17 protein-coding genes and 1 tRNA gene are annotated in these 18,090 nt (G+C 66.2%); 10 read left to right on the plus strand and 8 right to left on the minus strand.

The annotated features are described in order from the left end of the window. Window positions 1-34 precede the first annotated feature (34 nt). The 9 genes from L8K25_RS09885 to L8K25_RS09925 all read left to right on the plus strand — a co-directional run bounded on the left by L8K25_RS09885 (window position 35) and on the right by L8K25_RS09925 (window position 7,153). Window positions 35-646, plus strand: a complete 612-nt coding sequence (locus tag L8K25_RS09885) for a nicotinate-nucleotide adenylyltransferase (protein ID WP_242138766.1) — start codon at window positions 35-37, stop codon at window positions 644-646. A 26-nt stretch (window positions 647-672) separates the two neighbouring features. Beyond that, window positions 673-1,065: a ribosome silencing factor gene (gene rsfS / locus L8K25_RS09890; protein ID WP_242138767.1), complete on the plus strand. Its 393-nt coding sequence runs from the start codon at window positions 673-675 to the stop codon at window positions 1,063-1,065. Window positions 1,066-1,113: 48 nt separating this feature from the next. Beyond that, complete coding sequence (locus L8K25_RS09895; RefSeq protein ID WP_242138690.1) at window positions 1,114-1,536, plus strand: 23S rRNA (pseudouridine(1915)-N(3))-methyltransferase RlmH; 423 nt, start codon at window positions 1,114-1,116, stop codon at window positions 1,534-1,536. A gap of 2 nt (window positions 1,537-1,538) precedes the next feature. Then, entirely contained in the window at window positions 1,539-2,720 is a 1,182-nt protein-coding gene (locus tag L8K25_RS09900; protein ID WP_242138691.1) for a peptidoglycan DD-metalloendopeptidase family protein, read from the plus strand. A 106-nt stretch (window positions 2,721-2,826) separates the two neighbouring features. Then, on the plus strand, window positions 2,827-4,170 hold the full coding sequence (locus L8K25_RS09905; protein ID WP_242138692.1) for a S41 family peptidase: 1,344 nt from the start codon (window positions 2,827-2,829) through the stop codon (window positions 4,168-4,170). A gap of 1 nt (window position 4,171) precedes the next feature. Then, window positions 4,172-4,645 (plus strand): disulfide bond formation protein B, encoded by a 474-nt coding sequence (locus L8K25_RS09910; RefSeq protein WP_242138693.1) that lies wholly within the window; start codon window positions 4,172-4,174, stop codon window positions 4,643-4,645. Beyond that, window positions 4,642-5,178, plus strand: a complete 537-nt coding sequence (locus L8K25_RS09915; protein ID WP_242138694.1) for a demethoxyubiquinone hydroxylase family protein — start codon at window positions 4,642-4,644, stop codon at window positions 5,176-5,178. Before L8K25_RS09910 ends, L8K25_RS09915 begins: the two co-directional genes overlap by 4 nt. Before the next feature lie 11 nt (window positions 5,179-5,189). After that, window positions 5,190-5,618 carry a hypothetical protein gene (locus L8K25_RS09920; RefSeq protein WP_242138695.1) on the plus strand — a complete coding sequence of 143 codons (429 nt, stop codon included), beginning with the start codon at window positions 5,190-5,192 and terminating at the stop codon, window positions 5,616-5,618. A 35-nt stretch (window positions 5,619-5,653) separates the two neighbouring features. Further along, window positions 5,654-7,153: a hypothetical protein gene (locus L8K25_RS09925; protein ID WP_242138696.1), complete on the plus strand. Its 1,500-nt coding sequence runs from the start codon at window positions 5,654-5,656 to the stop codon at window positions 7,151-7,153. Here the strand turns inward: L8K25_RS09925 and L8K25_RS09930 are convergent. From L8K25_RS09930 to L8K25_RS09965, 8 genes are all read right to left on the minus strand, one after another. Next, window positions 7,145-7,516: a tRNA-binding protein gene (locus L8K25_RS09930; RefSeq protein ID WP_347341144.1), complete on the minus strand. Its 372-nt coding sequence runs from the start codon at window positions 7,514-7,516 to the stop codon at window positions 7,145-7,147. The two genes, L8K25_RS09925 and L8K25_RS09930, sit on opposite strands and share 9 nt — an antisense overlap. After that, a complete protein-coding gene (locus tag L8K25_RS09935) occupies window positions 7,503-8,174 on the minus strand; it encodes a glutathione S-transferase family protein (protein ID WP_242138698.1) in 672 nt (223 codons plus the stop codon). Before L8K25_RS09935 ends, L8K25_RS09930 begins: the two co-directional genes overlap by 14 nt. 329 nt (window positions 8,175-8,503) lie before the next feature. Further along, window positions 8,504-8,941: a hypothetical protein gene (locus L8K25_RS09940; RefSeq protein WP_242138699.1), complete on the minus strand. Its 438-nt coding sequence runs from the start codon at window positions 8,939-8,941 to the stop codon at window positions 8,504-8,506. A 294-nt stretch (window positions 8,942-9,235) separates the two neighbouring features. Next, a complete protein-coding gene (gene gltB, locus L8K25_RS09945; protein WP_242138700.1) occupies window positions 9,236-13,756 on the minus strand; it encodes a glutamate synthase large subunit in 4,521 nt (1,506 codons plus the stop codon). Further along, window positions 13,753-14,496, minus strand: a complete 744-nt coding sequence (locus L8K25_RS09950) for a hypothetical protein (protein ID WP_242138701.1) — start codon at window positions 14,494-14,496, stop codon at window positions 13,753-13,755. The genes gltB and L8K25_RS09950 overlap by 4 nt, the downstream gene beginning before the upstream one ends. After that, complete coding sequence (locus L8K25_RS09955) at window positions 14,493-15,935, minus strand: NAD(P)-dependent oxidoreductase (RefSeq protein ID WP_242138702.1); 1,443 nt, start codon at window positions 15,933-15,935, stop codon at window positions 14,493-14,495. Before L8K25_RS09955 ends, L8K25_RS09950 begins: the two co-directional genes overlap by 4 nt. A 159-nt stretch (window positions 15,936-16,094) precedes the next feature. Beyond that, a complete protein-coding gene (locus tag L8K25_RS09960; protein WP_242138703.1) occupies window positions 16,095-16,904 on the minus strand; it encodes an undecaprenyl-diphosphate phosphatase in 810 nt (269 codons plus the stop codon). A gap of 60 nt (window positions 16,905-16,964) precedes the next feature. Further along, window positions 16,965-17,900: a complex I NDUFA9 subunit family protein gene (locus L8K25_RS09965; protein ID WP_242138704.1), complete on the minus strand. Its 936-nt coding sequence runs from the start codon at window positions 17,898-17,900 to the stop codon at window positions 16,965-16,967. A 97-nt stretch (window positions 17,901-17,997) separates the two neighbouring features. Between L8K25_RS09965 and L8K25_RS09970 the strand changes: the two genes are divergently transcribed. Then, window positions 17,998-18,084: transfer RNA gene (locus tag L8K25_RS09970), tRNA-Leu, on the plus strand. The last annotated feature ends 6 nt before the right edge of the window (window positions 18,085-18,090 follow it).

Genomic DNA, 18,090 nt, shown 5'->3' on the forward strand with positions numbered 1-18,090 from the left:
GTTCGACGCGCCGTTCGTCGGCAGTGGGCGTACGGTGACCCGCGTCGGTATTCTCGGTGGATCGTTCAATCCCGCGCATGCAGGACATCGCGCGATCAGTCTTGCCGCGCTTGCCGCATTGGGACTGGACGAAGTGTGGTGGCTGGTGTCGCCCGGCAATCCGCTCAAGGAAGCGCGCGGGGACATGGCGCCCTTTGCGGCCCGCTTCGCCTCGGCGACACGGATGGCACGGCATGCGCCGATCCGGGTGAGCGCGATCGAGCAACGGATCGGCACGCGCTACACCGTGGATACGGTCGCGAAACTGCGGCGGCTGTACCCGAAGACTCGGTTCATCTGGCTGATGGGTTCGGACAATCTGGCGCAGTTCGATCAATGGAAAGGATGGCGCGACATCGCCCGTCAGGTTCCGATTGCGGTCATCGCGCGTCCGGGGTATGACAGGGATGCTCTCGCGGCCCCCGCGATGGGTTGGTTGCGGCGCGCTCGTCGGCCCGCACACCAGGCGAAGAACTGGACGCAGTGGAGATTGCCGGCCCTCGTGCTGTTGCGCTTCCGCCCCGACCCGCGCTCCGCGACGCAGCTTCGTGCTGCCGACCCCGCCTGGCAGCGGCATTTCCTGCCAGATGCTGTCTCTGCTGAATAGGAACCGACTTGGCCTCATCTTCTCCTGTGTATCGCGCGTCCGAACCCGATGAGGTCGAGGCGCTGCATCGGCTCGTGCTCGCGTCGCTCGACGACGACCAGGCGGTCGACACCATTTCCATCCCGCTGGCGGGCAAATCGACCATTGCCGACTATATGGTGATCGCCAGCGGTCGTTCGACCCGTCAGGTCGCGTCGATGGCGCAGAAGCTGTCCGAGAAGATCAAGGGCGAACTCCGCCGCTCGACCCGGATCGAAGGCCTGCCGACCGCCGACTGGGTGCTGATCGATGCGGGCGACGTGATCGTCCATCTGTTCCGCCCGGAAGTCCGCAGCTTCTATAATCTGGAGCGGATGTGGGCGTTTGGCGACGCGCCTACGCCGCCCGTCGCGCCCGATCCGTTCGGCGCCGAAGCGTAAAGCGCGCCGTTCGCGTCGCGGCGCGAACGGTCGGACAGGTGGGGGCCGATGCTGCTGCATATCGTTGCGCGCGGGCGGATCGGGCGAGGGCCCGAGGCCGAACTGGTCGAGCGCTATGTCAAACGTTTGTCCTGGCCGTACCGGCTGACCGAGCTTCCCGATGTCGGGGGCAAGATGCCCGCGGTCGACCCTGGGACGCGTATCGTGATGCTGGACGAGACGGGGGTCGTGCTGCCATCGCGAGACATCGCGACAACGCTGGAAAAGTGGCGCGATTCCGGTGTTCGCGAAACTCGCTTCCTGATCGGCGCAGCGGACGGCTTTGACGACGTGGCGCGCGCCAGCGCCGACCTCCTGCTCAGCTTTGGTCGCGCGACGTGGCCGCATCTGCTGGCACGCGCGATGTTGGCGGAGCAATTGTGGCGCGCGACCAGCATTCTTGCCAACCATCCGTATCACCGCGAGGGATGAGCATGCGGGCACGCGCGCGCATGGTTGCGGTCGCGCTCAGCGGGATCGCTGTCGGCAGCGGCGCGCCCGCGCAACAGTCGATCGATCACCGCGCATTGCTGGCCCGCGCCAAGATCGAATCCGCCGCGGCGGCGGCGCGCTCCATGGCGCTGGAACGCCGGGCATCATCGGAGCAGGATCTGGCGCGGCAAGCGCAGGCGCGCGAGGCTGCGGTCGTGGCCCGGATCCAGCAGGCCGAGGCGGATATCGTCGCCGGGCAGGCACGGGTGGCGATCGTGGATCGCCTGCTCGAGGATCAGCGCGGACGGCTTGCGGAGCAGCAGCAGCCGCTCGCCCGGCTGTTGGCGGCGTTGCAATCCCTAGCGCGGCGACCGGCCATCATCAGCGTGGTGCAGCCTGGATCGATCGAAGATCTCGTTCACGTTCGTGCCGTGCTGGCCAGCACGCTGCCGGTAATCCGCGAGAAGACGCAGGGTATCCGTGACGAGGTGGCGCAGACGCGGACGTTGCAGGCGCAGGCCACGCTCGCGGGCCAGGCTCTCTCCAGAAGCCGGTTCCAACTCGAGGAGCAGCGGCTCGCGCTTACCCGGCTAGAGGCGACGCATCGCGCGCGCGCGCAGGCGCTCGGGCGGGACGCCTTGTTTGAATCGGATCGCGCGATTGCCCTGGGGGAGACGGCGCGCGACATCGTCGATTCGATGGACCAGGCCGATACCCAGACGGCGACATTGCAACAGCTCGCTGCGCTTCCCGGACCCGTTCCACGCCCCTTGCGACCGGGCGCGACCCTGTCGATGGGTCGGGGCGGGTGGGGCGGCGGCGCACCCTATCGCCTGCCGGTCCGGGGTCGGGTCGTCATCGGGTTCGGCGAACTGTCCGATGCCGGCGTACGATCGCGCGGGCTGACTCTCTCGACGGGGGAAGGGGCGGACATCGTCGCACCTGCGGCGGGCCGCGTTGCCTTTGCCGGGCCGTTTCGGGGCTATGGGGTCGTCATCATCCTGGATCATGGCGGTGGATGGACGTCGCTCCTGGCGGGACTGGGGCAAGCCACGGTCGCGGTCGGCGCGCGCGTCGACCAGGGGGCACGCATCGGCACGGCCGCCTCGGGGCCAGCTGCCCGCATTACCGTCGAACTGCGGCGGCGCGACCGGCCGGTCGACATGACCCCGCTGCTCGGCTGATCGCGGTAAGGCTCGTTCCGCTGCGGTTCATGCGTCCTGTGCTTTGACCATGACGTAAACCCGGCTACGGTGCCTCGATACCCTCTTGCCGTTCGAGTATTCGCCGATGTCGCGCTTTTCCACGTCCCTGCTGCAAGCCTCCGTCATTGCGGCGGTGCTGGCGATCGTGCCGGTCGGCACCAGCGCGATGGCCGCGGTCGATACGGGGACCTATCGCGAGATGTCGGTATTCCTCGACGTCTATAATCGCGTGAAGGCGGAATATGTCGACAAGGTCGACGACAAGACGCTGGTCAAGGGTGCGATCGACGGCATGCTGGCGGCACTCGACCCGCACAGTGCGTATGAGACCGGGCTCGACTACGACAATCTGCGGATCCAGACGCTCGGCAGTTATGGCGGGCTTGGCCTGACCGTGACGATGCAGGACGGCGCGATCAAGGTCATCGCGCCGCAGGAGGATTCGCCGGGCTGGCGTGCCGGGATCAAGTCCGGGGATTACATCACGCATATCAACGGCAAGCTGATCTTCGGCCAGACGCTCGACGAGGCGATCACGCAGATGCGCGGTGCGCCCGGCTCTAAGGTGAGCCTCACCCTGTTGCGCCCGGGTCGCGACAAACCGATCGAGGTCGCGCTGGTCCGCGAGAAGATCGTGCAGAAGCCCGTCAAGTGGAGCGTCAAGGACGGTGTCGGCATCATCAACATCAATGCCTTCTCGGAACATACCGGCGATGCGGTGACCGCCGCGATCAAGGGCATCCAGAAGCAGATCGGGCATGATCCGCTGGGGTATGTCGTCGATCTGCGCGACAATGGCGGGGGGCTGCGGGATGAATCGATCGCGGTCGCCGACAATTTCCTCAGCAGCGGTGAGATCGTCTCGCAGCGCGGGCGGGACAAGTCCGATATCGAGCCGTTCTACGCCGAAAGCTACGTCAAGGGTGACCTTGCGCATGGCCTGCCGATCATCGTGTTGACCAATGCGGGGACGGCTTCGGCCTCGGAGATCGTCGCGGGCGCGCTGCAGGACCATCACCGCGCGCTGGTCATGGGCGAGCGGTCGTTCGGCAAGGGCTCGGTCCAGACCGTGATCGACCTGGGTGCCAACGCGGCGCTGCGGCTGACCACGTCGCGCTACTACACGCCGTCGGGCCGTTCGGTCCAGGAAGGCGGGATCGAACCCGATATCGCGGTGCCGCAGATTTCCGATCCGGATTACAAGTCGCGGCCGGTGTTCCGCGAAGACGATCTGCGCCGCCATCTGATCAACGAAGTCAAGGCGGACAACGCTGCGATCGAGGAAGATACCAAGACGGATCCGCGCTTTGGCGCCACCCCGGACCAGCTCAAGGCCAAGGGGATCGACGATTTCCAGTTGAGTTATGCGTTGCAGACGATCGGGCGGCTGAGCAGCGCGGCACCGCGTTCGGCAACGGCGGCGAAGTAGGATGACGCGAGATCGCTTCCCAACCGCACGCCTGCTGGCATTGCTCGTGCCGGTCGCCCTGCTCGGCGGGGCCCTGGTGTCGCAATATGTCGGCAAACTGTATCCCTGCGAACTGTGCTGGTTCCAGCGCTATCCGCATGCCGCGGCGATCGTCCTGGCGGCGCTCGCCTTCGTGGCCCCGGGGCGGACGGCGCAACGGCTGCTGGTGGCGCTTGCAGGCGTTGCGATCCTGGTCAGCGGGCTGATCGGCGTGTTTCATGCCGGGGTCGAATATCACTGGTGGCAGGGGTTTACCGAATGCACCTCGACGATGACCGGGCCCGTCACGCTCGACTCGATCATGAAGGCGCCGATCGTGCGGTGCGACGTGGCCCAATGGCGGCTCGGCGGTATTTCGCTCGCGGGGTTCAACGCGGTCTTTTCGATCGCAGGGGCAATCGCCATCTTCTGGACGATGCGAGGAAAACGATCATGAGCGGCTGGAAGCCAGGCGATGCGCGGCGTGCGAGCCGGTCGATGATCCGGGTCGATCAGGCCGGCGAATTCGGGGCGACACGGATCTATGCGGGACAGCTGGCCGTCCTGGGCGATCGCAGCCCGGCGGCGCGGGCGATTGCCGGCATGGCCAACCAGGAGGAGCGCCACCGCGCGTTCTTCGATGCGATGATGGCACGCCGCAGCGTGCGTCCCACCTTGCTGGAACCCGTCTGGAACGTCGCGGGGTTTGCGTTGGGAGCGATCACCGCGGCGATCAGTCCGGAGGCCGCGATGGCGTGTACCGCGGCGGTCGAGACCGAGATCGACAAGCATTATGAGGACCAGCTGGTAGCGCTGGGCGACAGCGACCCGGAATTGTCGGACGCGATCCGCGATTTCCAGGCGGAGGAAGTCGAACATCGCGAAACCGCGCTGGCTGCCGGCGCGGAAAACGCAGTGGGCTACCCCGTATTGAGCGGTCTGATCCGGCTCGGCTGCAAGGTGGCCATCGCCACAGCCAAACGTATTTGACGGAGAGAGTGATGACCCGCCCCCTGTTTACCCGGCTGACGCTCGCCGCGACCGCCCTCACGGTTTCGGTCCCCGGCCTGCTGGTACCGACGCCGGTCGCCGCGCAGAACGTGCCCGCACCGACCCTGACCATCTACGGCAGCCAGAAGTGCCCGACCGATGCGAATGGCAACGAGATCGTCGTGTGTGTTCGCCGTCCGCCAGGTGAGCAGTTCCGCATTCCGAAGGAGTTGCGGGAACTCGAGGTGACGCCGCAGAACGAGAGCTGGGCCGCCAAGGCGCAGGCCAACGACAAGGTCGGGGTGGAAGGGATCGGCAGCTGCTCCAACGTCGGCGCCGGCGGCGCGACGGGGTGCCTGGCGCAACGCGGGCAGCAGTATAAGCGCGAGAAACAGGCCGCCAAGGCTGACCAGCGCGCGGTCGACAGGGCCCTTGAATAGTCTGGCCGCGCCGGGCGGTTCGAGGCTGATCGTCGTTGGCTGATTCGGGGGTCGCTGCCCGCCCGCGCGGCGCGGGCGCCGGTGCGCGTGGCCCGCACGGGGTCGCGCTGATGCTGTTCGTGCTCGTGTGGCTGTCGTGCGTGTGGTTCGGCTCCTATGCGTTCAATCCGAACAACGCGACCCGCCTGTTCGCCGCGATATCGCTGGTCGAACGTGGGGATGCGAAGATCGACCGGTACCAGTCGCTGACGATCGACAAGGCGCAGTTCGGCAAGGGCGCGATGCGCCATTATTACATGGACAAGGCGCCGGGCATGACGCTGATCGCGGTGCCGGCGGTCTGGGCGGCCAATGCGGCGACCGGCAAACAGTCGCTGGACGAGGTGATCGATATCGCCAACCCGCGGCTTCGCACGTTTCTGGGCGTGCGGCTGTCGCTCGCGGTTGCCTACAGTTCCGCCGTCCTGACCGCCTTTGCCGCTGTGCTGCTGCTCGACCTCGGTACGGGACTGACCGGCAGCCCGGCGGCCGGAGTGTTTGCCGCGCTGGGGTATGCGTTGGGATCGGTCGTCTGGGGCTGGTCGACGACGTTGTTCGGCCATGCCCCCGTCGCCGCGCTTTTCCTGATCGCGACCTGGGCGATCTGGCGTGGGACGGCGGGCGCGCGCGAGCTGCGGCGCTGGCGATATCCGGTGATGGCGGGACTCGCGCTCGGGTTCGCGGTGGCGATCGAATTTCAGGCGGCGCTGGCGGGGGTCGCGATCGGGGTCTGGGCCTTGTGGCGGACACGCGGGGTGACCCGCCCGATCCGGCTTCGGATGTATGCGGTTGCGGCGGTCATGGCGGGTGTCGCGGTGCTGCCGGTGCTTGCCTATGATCAGGTGGCGTTCGGTACGCCATTCGTCCTCGGCTACCAGGGTGTCGTCGGCTTCAAGGGAATGAACGAGGGGCTGTTCGGGCTGACCTACCCCAAGCCGTTTGTCTTCTGGGAGATCCTGTTCGGGCTTCGGCGCGGTTTGTTGTGGGTCGCGCCGGTCCTGGTACTGGGTGCGGTCGGCCTCGGACTGATGGTCCGCGACAGAACCACCCGCGATCTCGGTTGCCTGGCGATCGCGGTGATCGCCATCGTGCTGTCGATCAACGCATCCTATTATTATTGGGACGGCGGCGCTTCGGTCGGTCCGCGCCACTCGGTGCCGGCAATCCCGTTCCTGGCGATCGGGCTTGCGCCTTCATGGGCCGCGCTCCGGCGGCAAGCGCTCCGCTGGGCGGCCGTTGCCCTGCTGGGGGTTTCGATCGTGATCAACCTGATCATCACCAGCACGGACATGTTCGCGTCCGAGGCGCTGGCCAGCCCGGTGTGGACGAGCAATTTCGAGGCGATGTTCCTGCGCGGTACGCTTGCCACGGTGCTCAACCGCTATGGCGGGTGGGGTGCGTGGTTCAGCTTTGCGCTTTATCTCGATATCGCGCTGCCGCTGCTGGCGTTGATCGTGTGGCAGACACGCCGGGCGGAACGGATCGCGCTAGAATAAGCGTCCGCCATCGGGAACGCCGTGCCCCGGCTGGAGCAGCACGACCTCCCCCGCCGCATCCGGAAACCCGAGCGTAAGGACATCCGACATCACCGGGCCAATCTGCCGGGGCGGGAAGTTCACGACCGCGGCGACTTGCCGCCCGACGAGGGTTTCCAGGGTATAATGGACGGTAATCTGGGCCGAAGATCGCTTGAGGCCGATCTCCGGCCCGAAGTCGATCACCAGTCGGAACGCGGGCTTGCGCGCCTGGGGGAAGGGCAGCGCCTCGACGATCGTGCCGACACGGATATCGACCTTGCGGAAGTCCTCGAAGCTGATCTGGCCAGGGACTTCGGGGGGCGCGGGTTCAGAAGTCGACATCGTCATAATGTTTCGGCGCCATGATTCCCTCCATCCGCTCGGACAGCAGCGGCCGGAAGCTCGGGCGGCTCTTGAACCCGCGATACCATTTCGCGGTCTGTTCGTGGTTCTTCCAGTCGATCCCGCCGAGATAGTCCGCGACCGAAATCTGCGCCGCGGCGGCAAGATCGGCGAGGCTCATCGTCGCGCCCGCCATCCAGTTGTGATGGTCGAGCAGATAATCGGTATAATCGAGATGCCGCACCGCCGCCTTCATCGCATCGCGCAGCCGCTTCGAATCGGGCGGCTCCTTGGTGACGAGCCGCTTCTCCATGCGCTCATGGAGCAACGGCGCGACGATGTCGGCGAAGAATTGCGAATCGAACCAGGCGACGAGGCGGCGGATTTCGGCGCGGCTGGTCGCGGTGCCGTTGATCATGGCGGACTTCTCGACCGTCTCCTCGAGATATTCGCAGATCGCCATGGAATCCATCAGCAAAATCCCGCGTGACTGGTCGGCGAGCACCGGCACCTGCCCGGTCGGGTTCATGTCGAGAAATTCGTCGCGGCGCTCCCACGGGCTCTCGCGGACGAGTTCATAGCCGATGCCCTTTTCGCCCAGCAGGAGCCGGACCTTGCGCGAGAACGGGCAGAGCGGGAATTGGTAAAGTTGCCACATGCCCGCCGTGGTAGAAGCTGCACGCCGCAGGGGGAAGATGGCGCGGGGGATTTATCGGTCGGGCGCATGGGCATTTGCGACGATGGGCGCGGGGGGCGGGGAACTGTTGTCACGCATTAACGCGGCGCCGGATCGCTCCCAGAATCACTATCCGAACCACTCTTCTGACCTTCCCCGGCGAAGGCCGGGGCCCAGGAGCGCACCGGAGGAAAGGGGCGGCTGCGCTACGTTACCTCGGCCATCTCCACTGGGCCCCGGCCTTCGCCGGGGAAGCGTGAAGCGAAGCAGCACGAAATCTCTGAACTGCCGATACCAGTAGCAAGCGCTATTTACCGCGCCGAATCCAGACTCAAACCGCTGTTGCCCAGGACCGCGCGAAGCCGGTCGGCGGTGCGCTGAAGCTCGGCGGACATGCTGGCGACATCCTTCGCCGCCTGTCCGGTCGCGGCGATCGCACCCTTGGCACCGCGATGGAGATGATCCGCATAATGCGGATCCTGCCGCCCGATTACGTCACCGAGCGTATCCTCCTGCCGGACGCCCGCGTCCGGACCCGCCAGTTTCGCCACCGGCCCGACGCGGGTCTGAAGCAAGGCGTTCGCATATTGGTCGACGACCGCGGCGAGCCCTTCCTGGACCAGCGGATTCGACAGGAGCGCGCCGACCTGCGCCGCGTCGATCTGCGGCGCGGGACGAGGGGCAGGCTCCCGCGCGAACGCCGGGGCGGCGGCGGTGAGGGCGAACAAACCTAGGAGATACAGGCGCATGGCGTACCTTTTGGAGTGCGGTCAGGGCTTGCCTGTAGCAGATTTGCGGGCGGGCGTCGATCGGCAAGGCCGGGTAGGGTTAGCAGCAGGCAACACCTCGCTGCAATCACCCCCCCCCCCCGGCGAAGGCCGGGGCCCAATTGCGCCGGCCGACGTTCCTTCGCGCAACGCTAAAGAACGACCGCGCCACTCTTGGACCCCGGCCTTCGCCGGGGAGGTAACTTTAACTCAATGAAGAACGCTCTTGCGCGGCCAGTCCGGTGCGCTTTGCTGCCAAGGCGCAGCGTTCCCTCGCTACTCCGCTGCCACCTGCTCCACCCGGTCGTCGAGCGGATGGCTCAGCCGGGTCAGCATTTCCTTCGGCACCACCTGCCAGAAGCGATCCACCACGCGGCCCCAGTCGTCGAGCAGCGCGCCCGACCATTTGCTGTCGGTCGCGGCATGATGCGCGCGGACCATGCCGAGCAGGACCGCTTCCCAATGCAGCGACGACAGCCGGTTCCACGTGATGCTGTCAGGGTTGGCACGCCGCGCGAAGCTGCCGTCGGCATCGTAGATGAACGCCATCCCGCCGGTCATGCCAGCGCCGAAGTTCGCGCCGACCGGTCCCAGCACGACCGCGGTCCCGCCGGTCATATATTCGCACCCGTTCGCCCCACAGCCCTCGACCACGACGTTCGCGCCCGAGTTGCGGACGGCGAAGCGTTCGCCAGCCTGACCAGCCGCATAAAGGCTGCCCGACGTGGCGCCGTAGAGCACCGTGTTGCCGATAATCGTATTGTCCTGCGACGCGAGCGGCGAGCTCACCACCGGGCGCACCGCGATGATGCCACCCGACAGGCCCTTGCCGACATAGTCATTGGCGTCGCCGAACACCTCGAGCGTGATCCCCTTGCACAGGAACGCGCCGAGGCTTTGCCCCGCCGACCCGCGCAGCCGGACGTGGACATGCCCGTCCGCGAGCGCCGACATGCCGAAGGTCCGCGTGATCTCGCTCGACAGCCGCGTGCCGACCGCGCGGTGCGTGTTGCGGACCGAATAGGTCAGCTGCATCTTCTCGCGCCGGCTGAACACCGCGCCCGCATCCTTGATGATCTGCGCATCGAGGCTGTCGGGGACTTCGTTGCGCCGCGTCGTCAGGCTGAAGCGGCGCTGGTCGTCGGGCGCATCGACCTTGGCGAGGATCGGGTTGAGGTCGAGATCGTCGAGATGTTCCGCACCGCGGCTGACCTGCCGGAGCAATTCGGTCCGGCCGATCACTTCGTCGAGGCTGCGGAAGCCCAGCCGGGCGAGGATGTCGCGGACTTCCTCGGCGATGAAGGTCATGAGATTGATGACCTTTTCCGGCGTACCGGTGAACTTCTCGCGCAGTTTCGGGTCCTGCGTGCAGACGCCGACCGGGCAGGTGTTCGAATGGCACTGGCGCACCATGATGCAGCCCATCGCGACGAGCGACAGCGTGCCGATCCCGAACTCCTCCGCGCCGAGGATCGCCGCGATGACGATGTCGCGCCCGGTCTTGAGCCCGCCGTCGGTTCTCAGCTTGATCCGCCCGCGCAGGCCGTTGAGCGTAAGAGTCTGATTAACCTCGGAAAGACCCATCTCCCACGGCGTCCCGGCATATTTGATGCTGGTCTGCGGGGAGGCACCGGTGCCGCCGACATGGCCTGCGATCAGGATGACGTCGGCATGCGCCTTCGCCACGCCCGCCGCGACCGTGCCGATCCCGGCGGAGGAGACGAGCTTGACGCACACCCGCGCGGTCGGGTTGATCTGCTTGCAGTCGTAGATGAGCTGCGCAAGATCCTCGATCGAATAGATGTCGTGATGCGGCGGCGGCGAGATGAGCGTCACCCCCGGGGTCGCATGGCGCAGCTTGGCGATGAACTCGGTCACCTTGAAACCGGGCAGCTGCCCGCCTTCGCCGGGCTTCGCCCCCTGCGCGACCTTGATCTCGATCTCTTCGCAGGCGTTGAGATATTCCGCGGTCACGCCGAAGCGCCCGCTGGCGATCTGCTTGACGCCCGAATTGGCGTTGTCGCCATTGGCACGCGGGGAAAAGCGTTCGGTATCCTCGCCGCCTTCACCCGACACGGCCTTGGCGCCGATCCGGTTCATCGCGATCGCGAGCGTCTCATGCGCCTCCGGGCTGAGCGCGCCGAGCGACATGCCCGGCGTCACGAAGCGCTTGCGGATCTCGGTGATCGCCTCGACCTGGTCGACCGGGATGCCCTCGTCGGGATATTTGAACTGGAGCAAGTCGCGCAGATAGACCGGGGGCAGCGCCTCAACCCCGCGCGCGAATTGCAGATAGGTCGAATAGCTGTCGGTCGCGACCGAGTTCTGCAGCAGGTGCATCAGCTGCGCCGAGTAGGCGTGCGTCTCGCCGGTGTGGCGCTGGCGATAGAAGCCGCCGATCGGGAGCGTGGCGACGCCCTCGTCGAACGCCTTGTCGTGGCGAAGCTGCGCGTTGAGGTGGAGCGAGGCATAGCCTTCGCCCGAGATCTTCGCGGGCATGCCGGGGAACAGGTCGTTGACGAGAGCGCGGCTGAGGCCGACCGCCTCGAAGTTATAGCCGCCGCGATAGCTGGAGATCACCGCGATCCCCATCTTCGACATGATCTTGAGCAACCCTTCGTCCACCGCGGTGCGATGCCGGGCCAGACATTCGGCGAGGGTCAGCGCGCCGAACAGCCCGCGCGCCTGGCGATCCGCGATCGACGCCTCGGCCAGATAGGCGTGGACGGTGGTCGCGCCGACGCCGATCAGCACCGCATAATAATGCGTGTCGAGGCATTCCGCAGTCTGGATGTTGATGCTGGCGTAGGAGCGCAGCCCCATGCGGACGAGGTGCGTATGCACCGCCGCCGCCGCGAGGACGCCCGCGATGCCGATCCGGTCGACGCCGATCGCCATGTCGGTCAGGAACAGTTCGCTCTTGCCCTGGCGCACCGCCGTCACTGCTTCGGCACGGATGCGGGCAATGGCTGCACGGAGCGTTTCGGGCCCGCCGCCTGCCTCGAAGGTGCAGTCGATCTCTGCCGCCTGCGCGCCGAAATGCGCCTTGAGCTGCGCCCAAGCGGTGCCGTCGAGCACGGGTGATTGCAGGACGAGCACGCCGTCGCGCCGATCCTCGGTATCGAGGATGTTGGCGAGATTGCCGAAGCGCGTCTTGAGCGACATCACATGGCGTTCGCGCAACGGGTCGATCGGCGGGTTGGTGACCTGGCTGAAATTCTGCCGGAAGAACTGGCTGATCAGGCGTGGCTTGTCCGAGATGACCGCGAGCGGCGTATCGTCGCCCATCGAGCCGATCGCTTCCTTCGCGCCCTCGACCATCGGCGACAGGATCAGCTCCATGTCCTCGAGCGTCTGCCCCGCCGCGACCTGACGGCGCGTGAGGTCGGCGCGATCGAAACGCATGATCGCGTCCTCGGCGGGCTGCGGCAGCGCCTCGATCCGCTTGAACGCGCCGATCATCGCGGCGTAATCCGCCTCGCCCGCGATCTGATCCTTGATCGCGCGGTCATGGTACAGCACGCCCTCGTCGAGATCGATCGCGAGCATCTGGCCCGGCCCGAGCCGACCCTTCTCGACGATCGTCGATTCGGGGACGACGACCATCCCGCTTTCCGACCCGACGATGACGATCCCGTCGACCGTGCGGACATAGCGCAGCGGGCGCAGCGCGTTGCGGTCCATCCCCGCGACCGCCCAGCGGCCATCGGTCATCGCGAGCGCGGCGGGGCCGTCCCACGGTTCCATCACCGACGCGAGATACTGGTACATGGAGAGATGATCGGCGGGCATGTCGACCGAATCCGCCATTGCCTCGGGCACCAGCATCAGCTTGGCGGTGGGGGCGTCGCGACCCGAGCGGCAGATCGCCTCGAACACCGCATCGAGCGCTGCGGTATCGGATGCGCCTGCGGGGATCACCGGCTTGATGTCCTCGGACTGATCGCCGAATGACAGGCTCGCCATCTTGATCTCGTGGCTGAGCATCCAGTTCTTGTTGCCGCGGATCGTGTTGATCTCGCCATTGTGCGCGAGGCAGCGGAACGGCTGCGCCAGCCACCATTGCGGGAAGGTGTTGGTCGAATAGCGCTGATGGAAGATCGCGACACGGCTCTCGAACCGCGGGTCGCGCAGATCGGGGTAGAAGACCGACAAGGATTCCGCGAGGAACAGGCCCTTGTAGATGATCGACCGGCACGACAGCGAGCAGACGTAGAAGCCCTGGATCTGTGCCGCGATCACGCGCTTCTCGATCCGGCGGCGGACGAGGTAGAGGTTCTTCTCGAACTCGGCGGCGGTCTGGTCGCCGGGCAGGGGGCCCGCGATCATGATCTGCTCGATCTCGGGGCGAGTCGCCTGCGCCTTCTGGCCGATCACCGACACGTCGACCGGGACCTGGCGCCAGCCATAGATGGTATAGCCTTCCTCGATTATCGCGCTTTCGACGATCGTGCGGCACGCCTCCTGCGCGCCGAGATCGGTGCGCGGCAGGAAGATCATGCCGACCGCGAGCCGGTTGGGCATCTGGCGATGGCCCGAGGCGGCGACCGCATCGTCGAAGAACTTGAGCGGCAAGTCGATGTGCAGGCCCGCGCCATCGCCGGTCTTGCCATCCGCATCGACTGCGCCGCGGTGCCACACCGCCTTCAGCGCATCGATCGCGGATTGCACGACCCGGCGCGACGGCGTGCCATCGGCCGCGGCGACGAGCCCGACGCCGCACGCATCGCCCTCGAATTCGGGGCGATACATGCCGTGCTCGGCGAGGCGGAGGCGTTCGGAGTCCATGTTGGTCATGATGTGCCCTTGGGGTCTTGCAGCTTGTTCTCTTCGGTACCCATCGCCTTCGCGAGGCGCGCTTTCTCAGCCGGGGTCAGGTCTTCCATCCGTCGCGGCGGCGGCAGCGATGCGGTCGCCTGCTTGGCCACCTCCATGAAATGCGGCATTTGCTGCATCATTTTGGGCATCATGTCCTTCATCGAATTCATGACTGCGGGGTCGGTCATGATCGTGGTGACCGTGGCTGCATATTTGGCCCCGGTGGGCGTTCCGAAATAGCGATCCAGATCGGTCAACTCGGCCAGCGAAAAGCGATTGGCATAGGCCCGCGCCATGCCGTCGCGCAGCTCGGGCTCCATCGTCGTGAAGAACTCGCCCATCGCGCCGAACATCGCGTGCATCATGCGTTGCTGACGCTCCTCCCAATGCGGGTCGTAGATGGCCATGATCTGCGTCAGATCGATCTTGTCGAGTTTCTGCGCATCCTCGACCTTCATCCCGCCCATCTGAGCGATCTGCCCAAGCGGCATGGCCTTCATGGCACCGCCCACGCTTCCGACGATGGCATCCATCGATCCCGACATGATCTGCTTGTAGATGCCGGGGGGCAGGAGCCGTGCCGCGATTCGCTGCGCCACCGCCAGCCGAGCGGGATCGAGGGGAGCAGCGGTTTTAGGGGCAGCAACCGGCACGCCCTGCGCAAAGGCCGAAGGCGCGCCGAAAGCCAGAGCAACCGCGGCGATACAGGCGTATTTCATGCCGCTTTCCTCGCCGCACTCGCTTTCGCCTTCAGGAACGCATGCATGCTCGCCGCAACGTCGCGTCCGTCGCGGATCGCCCACACCACCAGCGACGCGCCGCGCACGATGTCGCCAGCCGCGAACACGCCGTCGAGCGAGGTCATCAGCGTCTTGTTGTCGACCAGCACCGTGCCCCAGCGTGTCACGCCAAGCTCGGGCGCATCGAACAGCCGCGGCAGATCCTCGGCGTCGAAGCCGAGCGCCTTGATGACGAGATCGGCCTGCAGGTCGAACCCGCCCTCGGGATCGATCTCGGGCGCGCGTCGCCCGCTCGCATCGGGGGCGCCGAGCCGCATCGCGCTCGCCTTGACGCCCGACACGCTGCCTTCGCCGACGAAGCTTTCGGGCGCGGAGAGCCAGACGAACTCGACGCCTTCCTCCTCGGCGTTGTTCACTTCGCGTTGCGAGCCCGGCATGTTGGCGCGGTCGCGGCGGTAGAGGCACTTCACCGACGCCGCATCCTGGCGGATCGCGGTGCGCACGCAGTCCATCGCGGTATCGCCGCCGCCGATCACGACGACATGCTTGCCCGCCGCGTTGAGGCTACCATCGTCATACGCGGGGACGGCATCGCCGAAATTCTTGCGGTTGGAGGCGGTGAGGAAGTCGAGTGCATCGACCACGCCGTCACGCTCGACGCCGGGGGCCTTGATCGCGCGCGCCTTGTACACGCCGGTCGCGATCAGCAGCGCGTCATGGCGCTGGCGTAATTCGTCGAGCGTCGCATCGCGACCGACCTCGAAGCTCTCGTGGAACACGATCCCGCCCGCCTTGAGCCGTTCGACGCGGCGCGTGACCACTGGCTTCTCCAGCTTGAACCCGGGGATGCCATAGGTCAGCAATCCGCCCGCGCGATCATAGCGGTCATAGACGTGGACGTCATAGCCGTTGCCGCGGAGATATTCCGCCGCCGACAGGCCAGCGGGGCCAGCACCGATCACGCCGACCGACTGGCCGCGTGCGGGGCCGACGACGAGCGGTTCGACCCAACCTTCTTCCCACGCGGTATCGGTGATGAACTTCTCGACCGCGCCGATCGTCACCGCGCCGTGGCCGGAGAATTCGATCACGCAATTGCCCTCGCACAGCCGGTCCTGCGGGCAGATCCGGCCGCAGATCTCGGGCATGGTCGAGGTGGCGTTGCTCAGTTCATAGGCTTCGCGCAGACGCCCCTCTGCGGTCAGGCGGAGCCAGTCGGGGATGTGATTGTGGAGCGGGCAATGCACCGAGCAATACGGCACGCCGCACTGCGAACAGCGCCCGGCTTGTTCCTCGGCATCGGGGACCGCATAGCGATCCGCGATTTCCTCAAAATCCTCCGCCCGCAGCTCGGGCTCGCGCTTGGCCGGATAGGCCTGGTCGCGATCTACAAACTTGAGCAGCAAAGAGTCCGCCATGCACCCATCCTTTCGAGAAGGCGGCGCATATCGTACTTTTATGTCGTTGTCACCGTGAAACCGACATTATGGTCAGCATATATGACCTATTAAACCGGCCAGTGCGGTCGTGGATAGGTAGGCCGCAAAGATCGGAGTATTATTAGGACCGAGTCGGCCTTAAAGTGTCGAGAGCCAGGCGAGGGCAACGGCACCCGCGATGATCCGGTACACCGCAAACGGGACGAAGCCGTAGCGCGTGACCACGCCGATGAACCACTTCACAACCAGCAAGGCGACGACGAACGCCACCGCAAACCCCAGCGCGATCGCGCCCAGGCCGACGCCCTGGCCGCTCATCAGCTCGTGCCGGTTCTTGACCAGTTCGAGCGTCGTCGCGCCGAGCATCGTCGGGATCGCGAGGAAGAAGCTGAACTCCGCCGCGGTCCGCCGTTCCACGCCGAGCGCAAGCGCACCGAGGATCGTCGCGCCGGACCGGCTGACCCCGGGAACCATTGCGAGGCATTGCAGGAAGCCGATCCCGATCACCTTGGGCAGTGGAATGTCCGCGACCCCGACGATGTCGCTCTTGGGGGCAAGCCGCTCGACCGCGATGATCGCAAGCCCGCCGACGATCAGCGCGATCGCCACCACCTCGGCATTGCCGAGCAACGCCTCGATCTGCTTGTGGATCGCAAGACCGATCACCGCTGCGGGCACGAACGCGACGAGCACGTTGCGGACGAACAGCAACGACTTGGGCTCGCGCTTGAGCACGCCCATGCCGACCGCCCAGAACGTCCGCCAGTACAGCACCACGATGGCGAGGATCGCGCCGAGCTGGATGATCACGTTGAACGCACCCCAGCGGGTCGCGTCATAGCCCAGCAGCTTGGTCGCGAGGATCAGATGGCCGGTCGAGGAGACGGGCAGGAACTCGGTGACCCCCTCGACGATGCCGAGGAGGATGATGCTGATGATCTCGTTCACGAAAGTCCCCTTTTACGGCCCCCCGAGGCCGGTGATCGGTGGTCGGTCCCGCCGCGCGCGTCAGGCGGCGGCAGGTGCCGAGAAACGACCGCCCTTGCGGTACCGCACCAGCCAGACCGGTGCGACAGCGTCGAGCGGCGTCGGCGTGATCCCTAGCGTATCGAGCCCGTTCGCTCCAGCCGCGACGACATTGTCGTTGGCCAACATCTTCCACTGGTCCTTGGTGATCGGCGCGCCCGGCAGGAAGCCGAGCCCTGCGATCGCGGCACCGATCGTATCGGGCAACTCGACGATCGGGCGCTTGTGGCCGGTCGTCTTGGCGATCCAGCGGATCAAGGCGCCCATCGTGATCGTGTCGGGGCCGCCGAGCTCGAACGTCTTGCCCGCGGCGAGCGCGGGTTCGTCGAGCGCCTTGACGACGGCTTGCGCCACGTCGCCGACATAGACCGGCTGGAACCTGGTACCGGTGCGGAGCACCGGCACGACCGGCGCGCTGCTGATCATTCCAGCGAAGCGGTTGAGGAACTGGTCCTCGCGGCCGAACACGATCGACGGGCGCAGGATCGTTGCAGTAGGGAAGGCGGCACGGACCGCAGCCTCGCCTTCGCCCTTCGAGCGGCCATAGGCCGATTCGGACGCGCTATCCGCGCCGATCGCCGACATGTGGACAAGCGTGGCCACGCCGGCGCGGGCGGCCGCTTCCGCCACGATGCGCGCGCCATCGACCTGGATCTTCTGGAAGTCGCCACTGAGGATGCCGACCAGGTTCACCACCGCATCCGCTCCGGCGACCGCATGAGCGATCGATTCGGGCTTGGTGATATCGACCGCGACGAATTGCGTCTGGCCGAGGCCGCCCTGAGTCTTGAGGAAGAACGCCCGGCGCGGATCGCGCTGCGCAATCCGCACGCGCGCACCGCGCTCCAGCAGCGCCTGCGCCACATAGCGGCCGAGGAAACCCCCGCCGCCGATCAAAGTCACCAGCTTGTTGTTCATCGAAAGCGCCTTCTCGAATGTCGATCTGTCCTCTGCCTAGCATCGTGCGTGTTGACAAGACCAACGAGCCTCCCCTAAGGCCCGCCACCTACCCAGTGCCCGGATGGCGGAATTGGTAGACGCACCAGCTTCAGGTGCTGGCGCTCGCAAGGGCGTGGAGGTTCGAGTCCTCTTCCGGGCACCACTTTCG

The organism is Sphingomonas sp. TREG-RG-20F-R18-01, from assembly GCF_022662475.1.
Classification (GTDB): domain Bacteria; phylum Pseudomonadota; class Alphaproteobacteria; order Sphingomonadales; family Sphingomonadaceae; genus Sphingomonas.

Bases quoted from the DNA above. Each gene is read 5' to 3' on its own strand.
- L8K25_RS09965 (WP_242138704.1), bottom strand. From the start codon at position 17,900: ATGAACAACAAGCTGGTGACTTTGATCGGCGGCGGGGGTTTCCTCGGC.
- L8K25_RS09935 (WP_242138698.1), bottom strand. From the start codon at position 8,174: ATGTGGCAACTTTACCAATTCCCGCTCTGCCCGTTCTCGCGCAAGGTC.
- L8K25_RS09910 (WP_242138693.1), top strand. From the start codon at position 4,172: ATGACGCGAGATCGCTTCCCAACCGCACGCCTGCTGGCATTGCTCGTG.
- L8K25_RS09895 (WP_242138690.1), top strand. From the start codon at position 1,114: ATGCTGCTGCATATCGTTGCGCGCGGGCGGATCGGGCGAGGGCCCGAG.
- L8K25_RS09905 (WP_242138692.1), top strand. From the start codon at position 2,827: ATGTCGCGCTTTTCCACGTCCCTGCTGCAAGCCTCCGTCATTGCGGCG.
- L8K25_RS09930 (WP_347341144.1), bottom strand. From the start codon at position 7,516: ATGTCGACTTCTGAACCCGCGCCCCCCGAAGTCCCTGGCCAGATCAGC.
- L8K25_RS09915 (WP_242138694.1), top strand. From the start codon at position 4,642: ATGAGCGGCTGGAAGCCAGGCGATGCGCGGCGTGCGAGCCGGTCGATG.
- L8K25_RS09900 (WP_242138691.1), top strand. From the start codon at position 1,539: ATGCGGGCACGCGCGCGCATGGTTGCGGTCGCGCTCAGCGGGATCGCT.
- L8K25_RS09920 (WP_242138695.1), top strand. From the start codon at position 5,190: ATGACCCGCCCCCTGTTTACCCGGCTGACGCTCGCCGCGACCGCCCTC.
- L8K25_RS09940 (WP_242138699.1), bottom strand. From the start codon at position 8,941: ATGCGCCTGTATCTCCTAGGTTTGTTCGCCCTCACCGCCGCCGCCCCG.
- gltB (WP_242138700.1), bottom strand. From the start codon at position 13,756: ATGACCAACATGGACTCCGAACGCCTCCGCCTCGCCGAGCACGGCATG.
- L8K25_RS09950 (WP_242138701.1), bottom strand. From the start codon at position 14,496: ATGAAATACGCCTGTATCGCCGCGGTTGCTCTGGCTTTCGGCGCGCCT.
- L8K25_RS09955 (WP_242138702.1), bottom strand. From the start codon at position 15,935: ATGGCGGACTCTTTGCTGCTCAAGTTTGTAGATCGCGACCAGGCCTAT.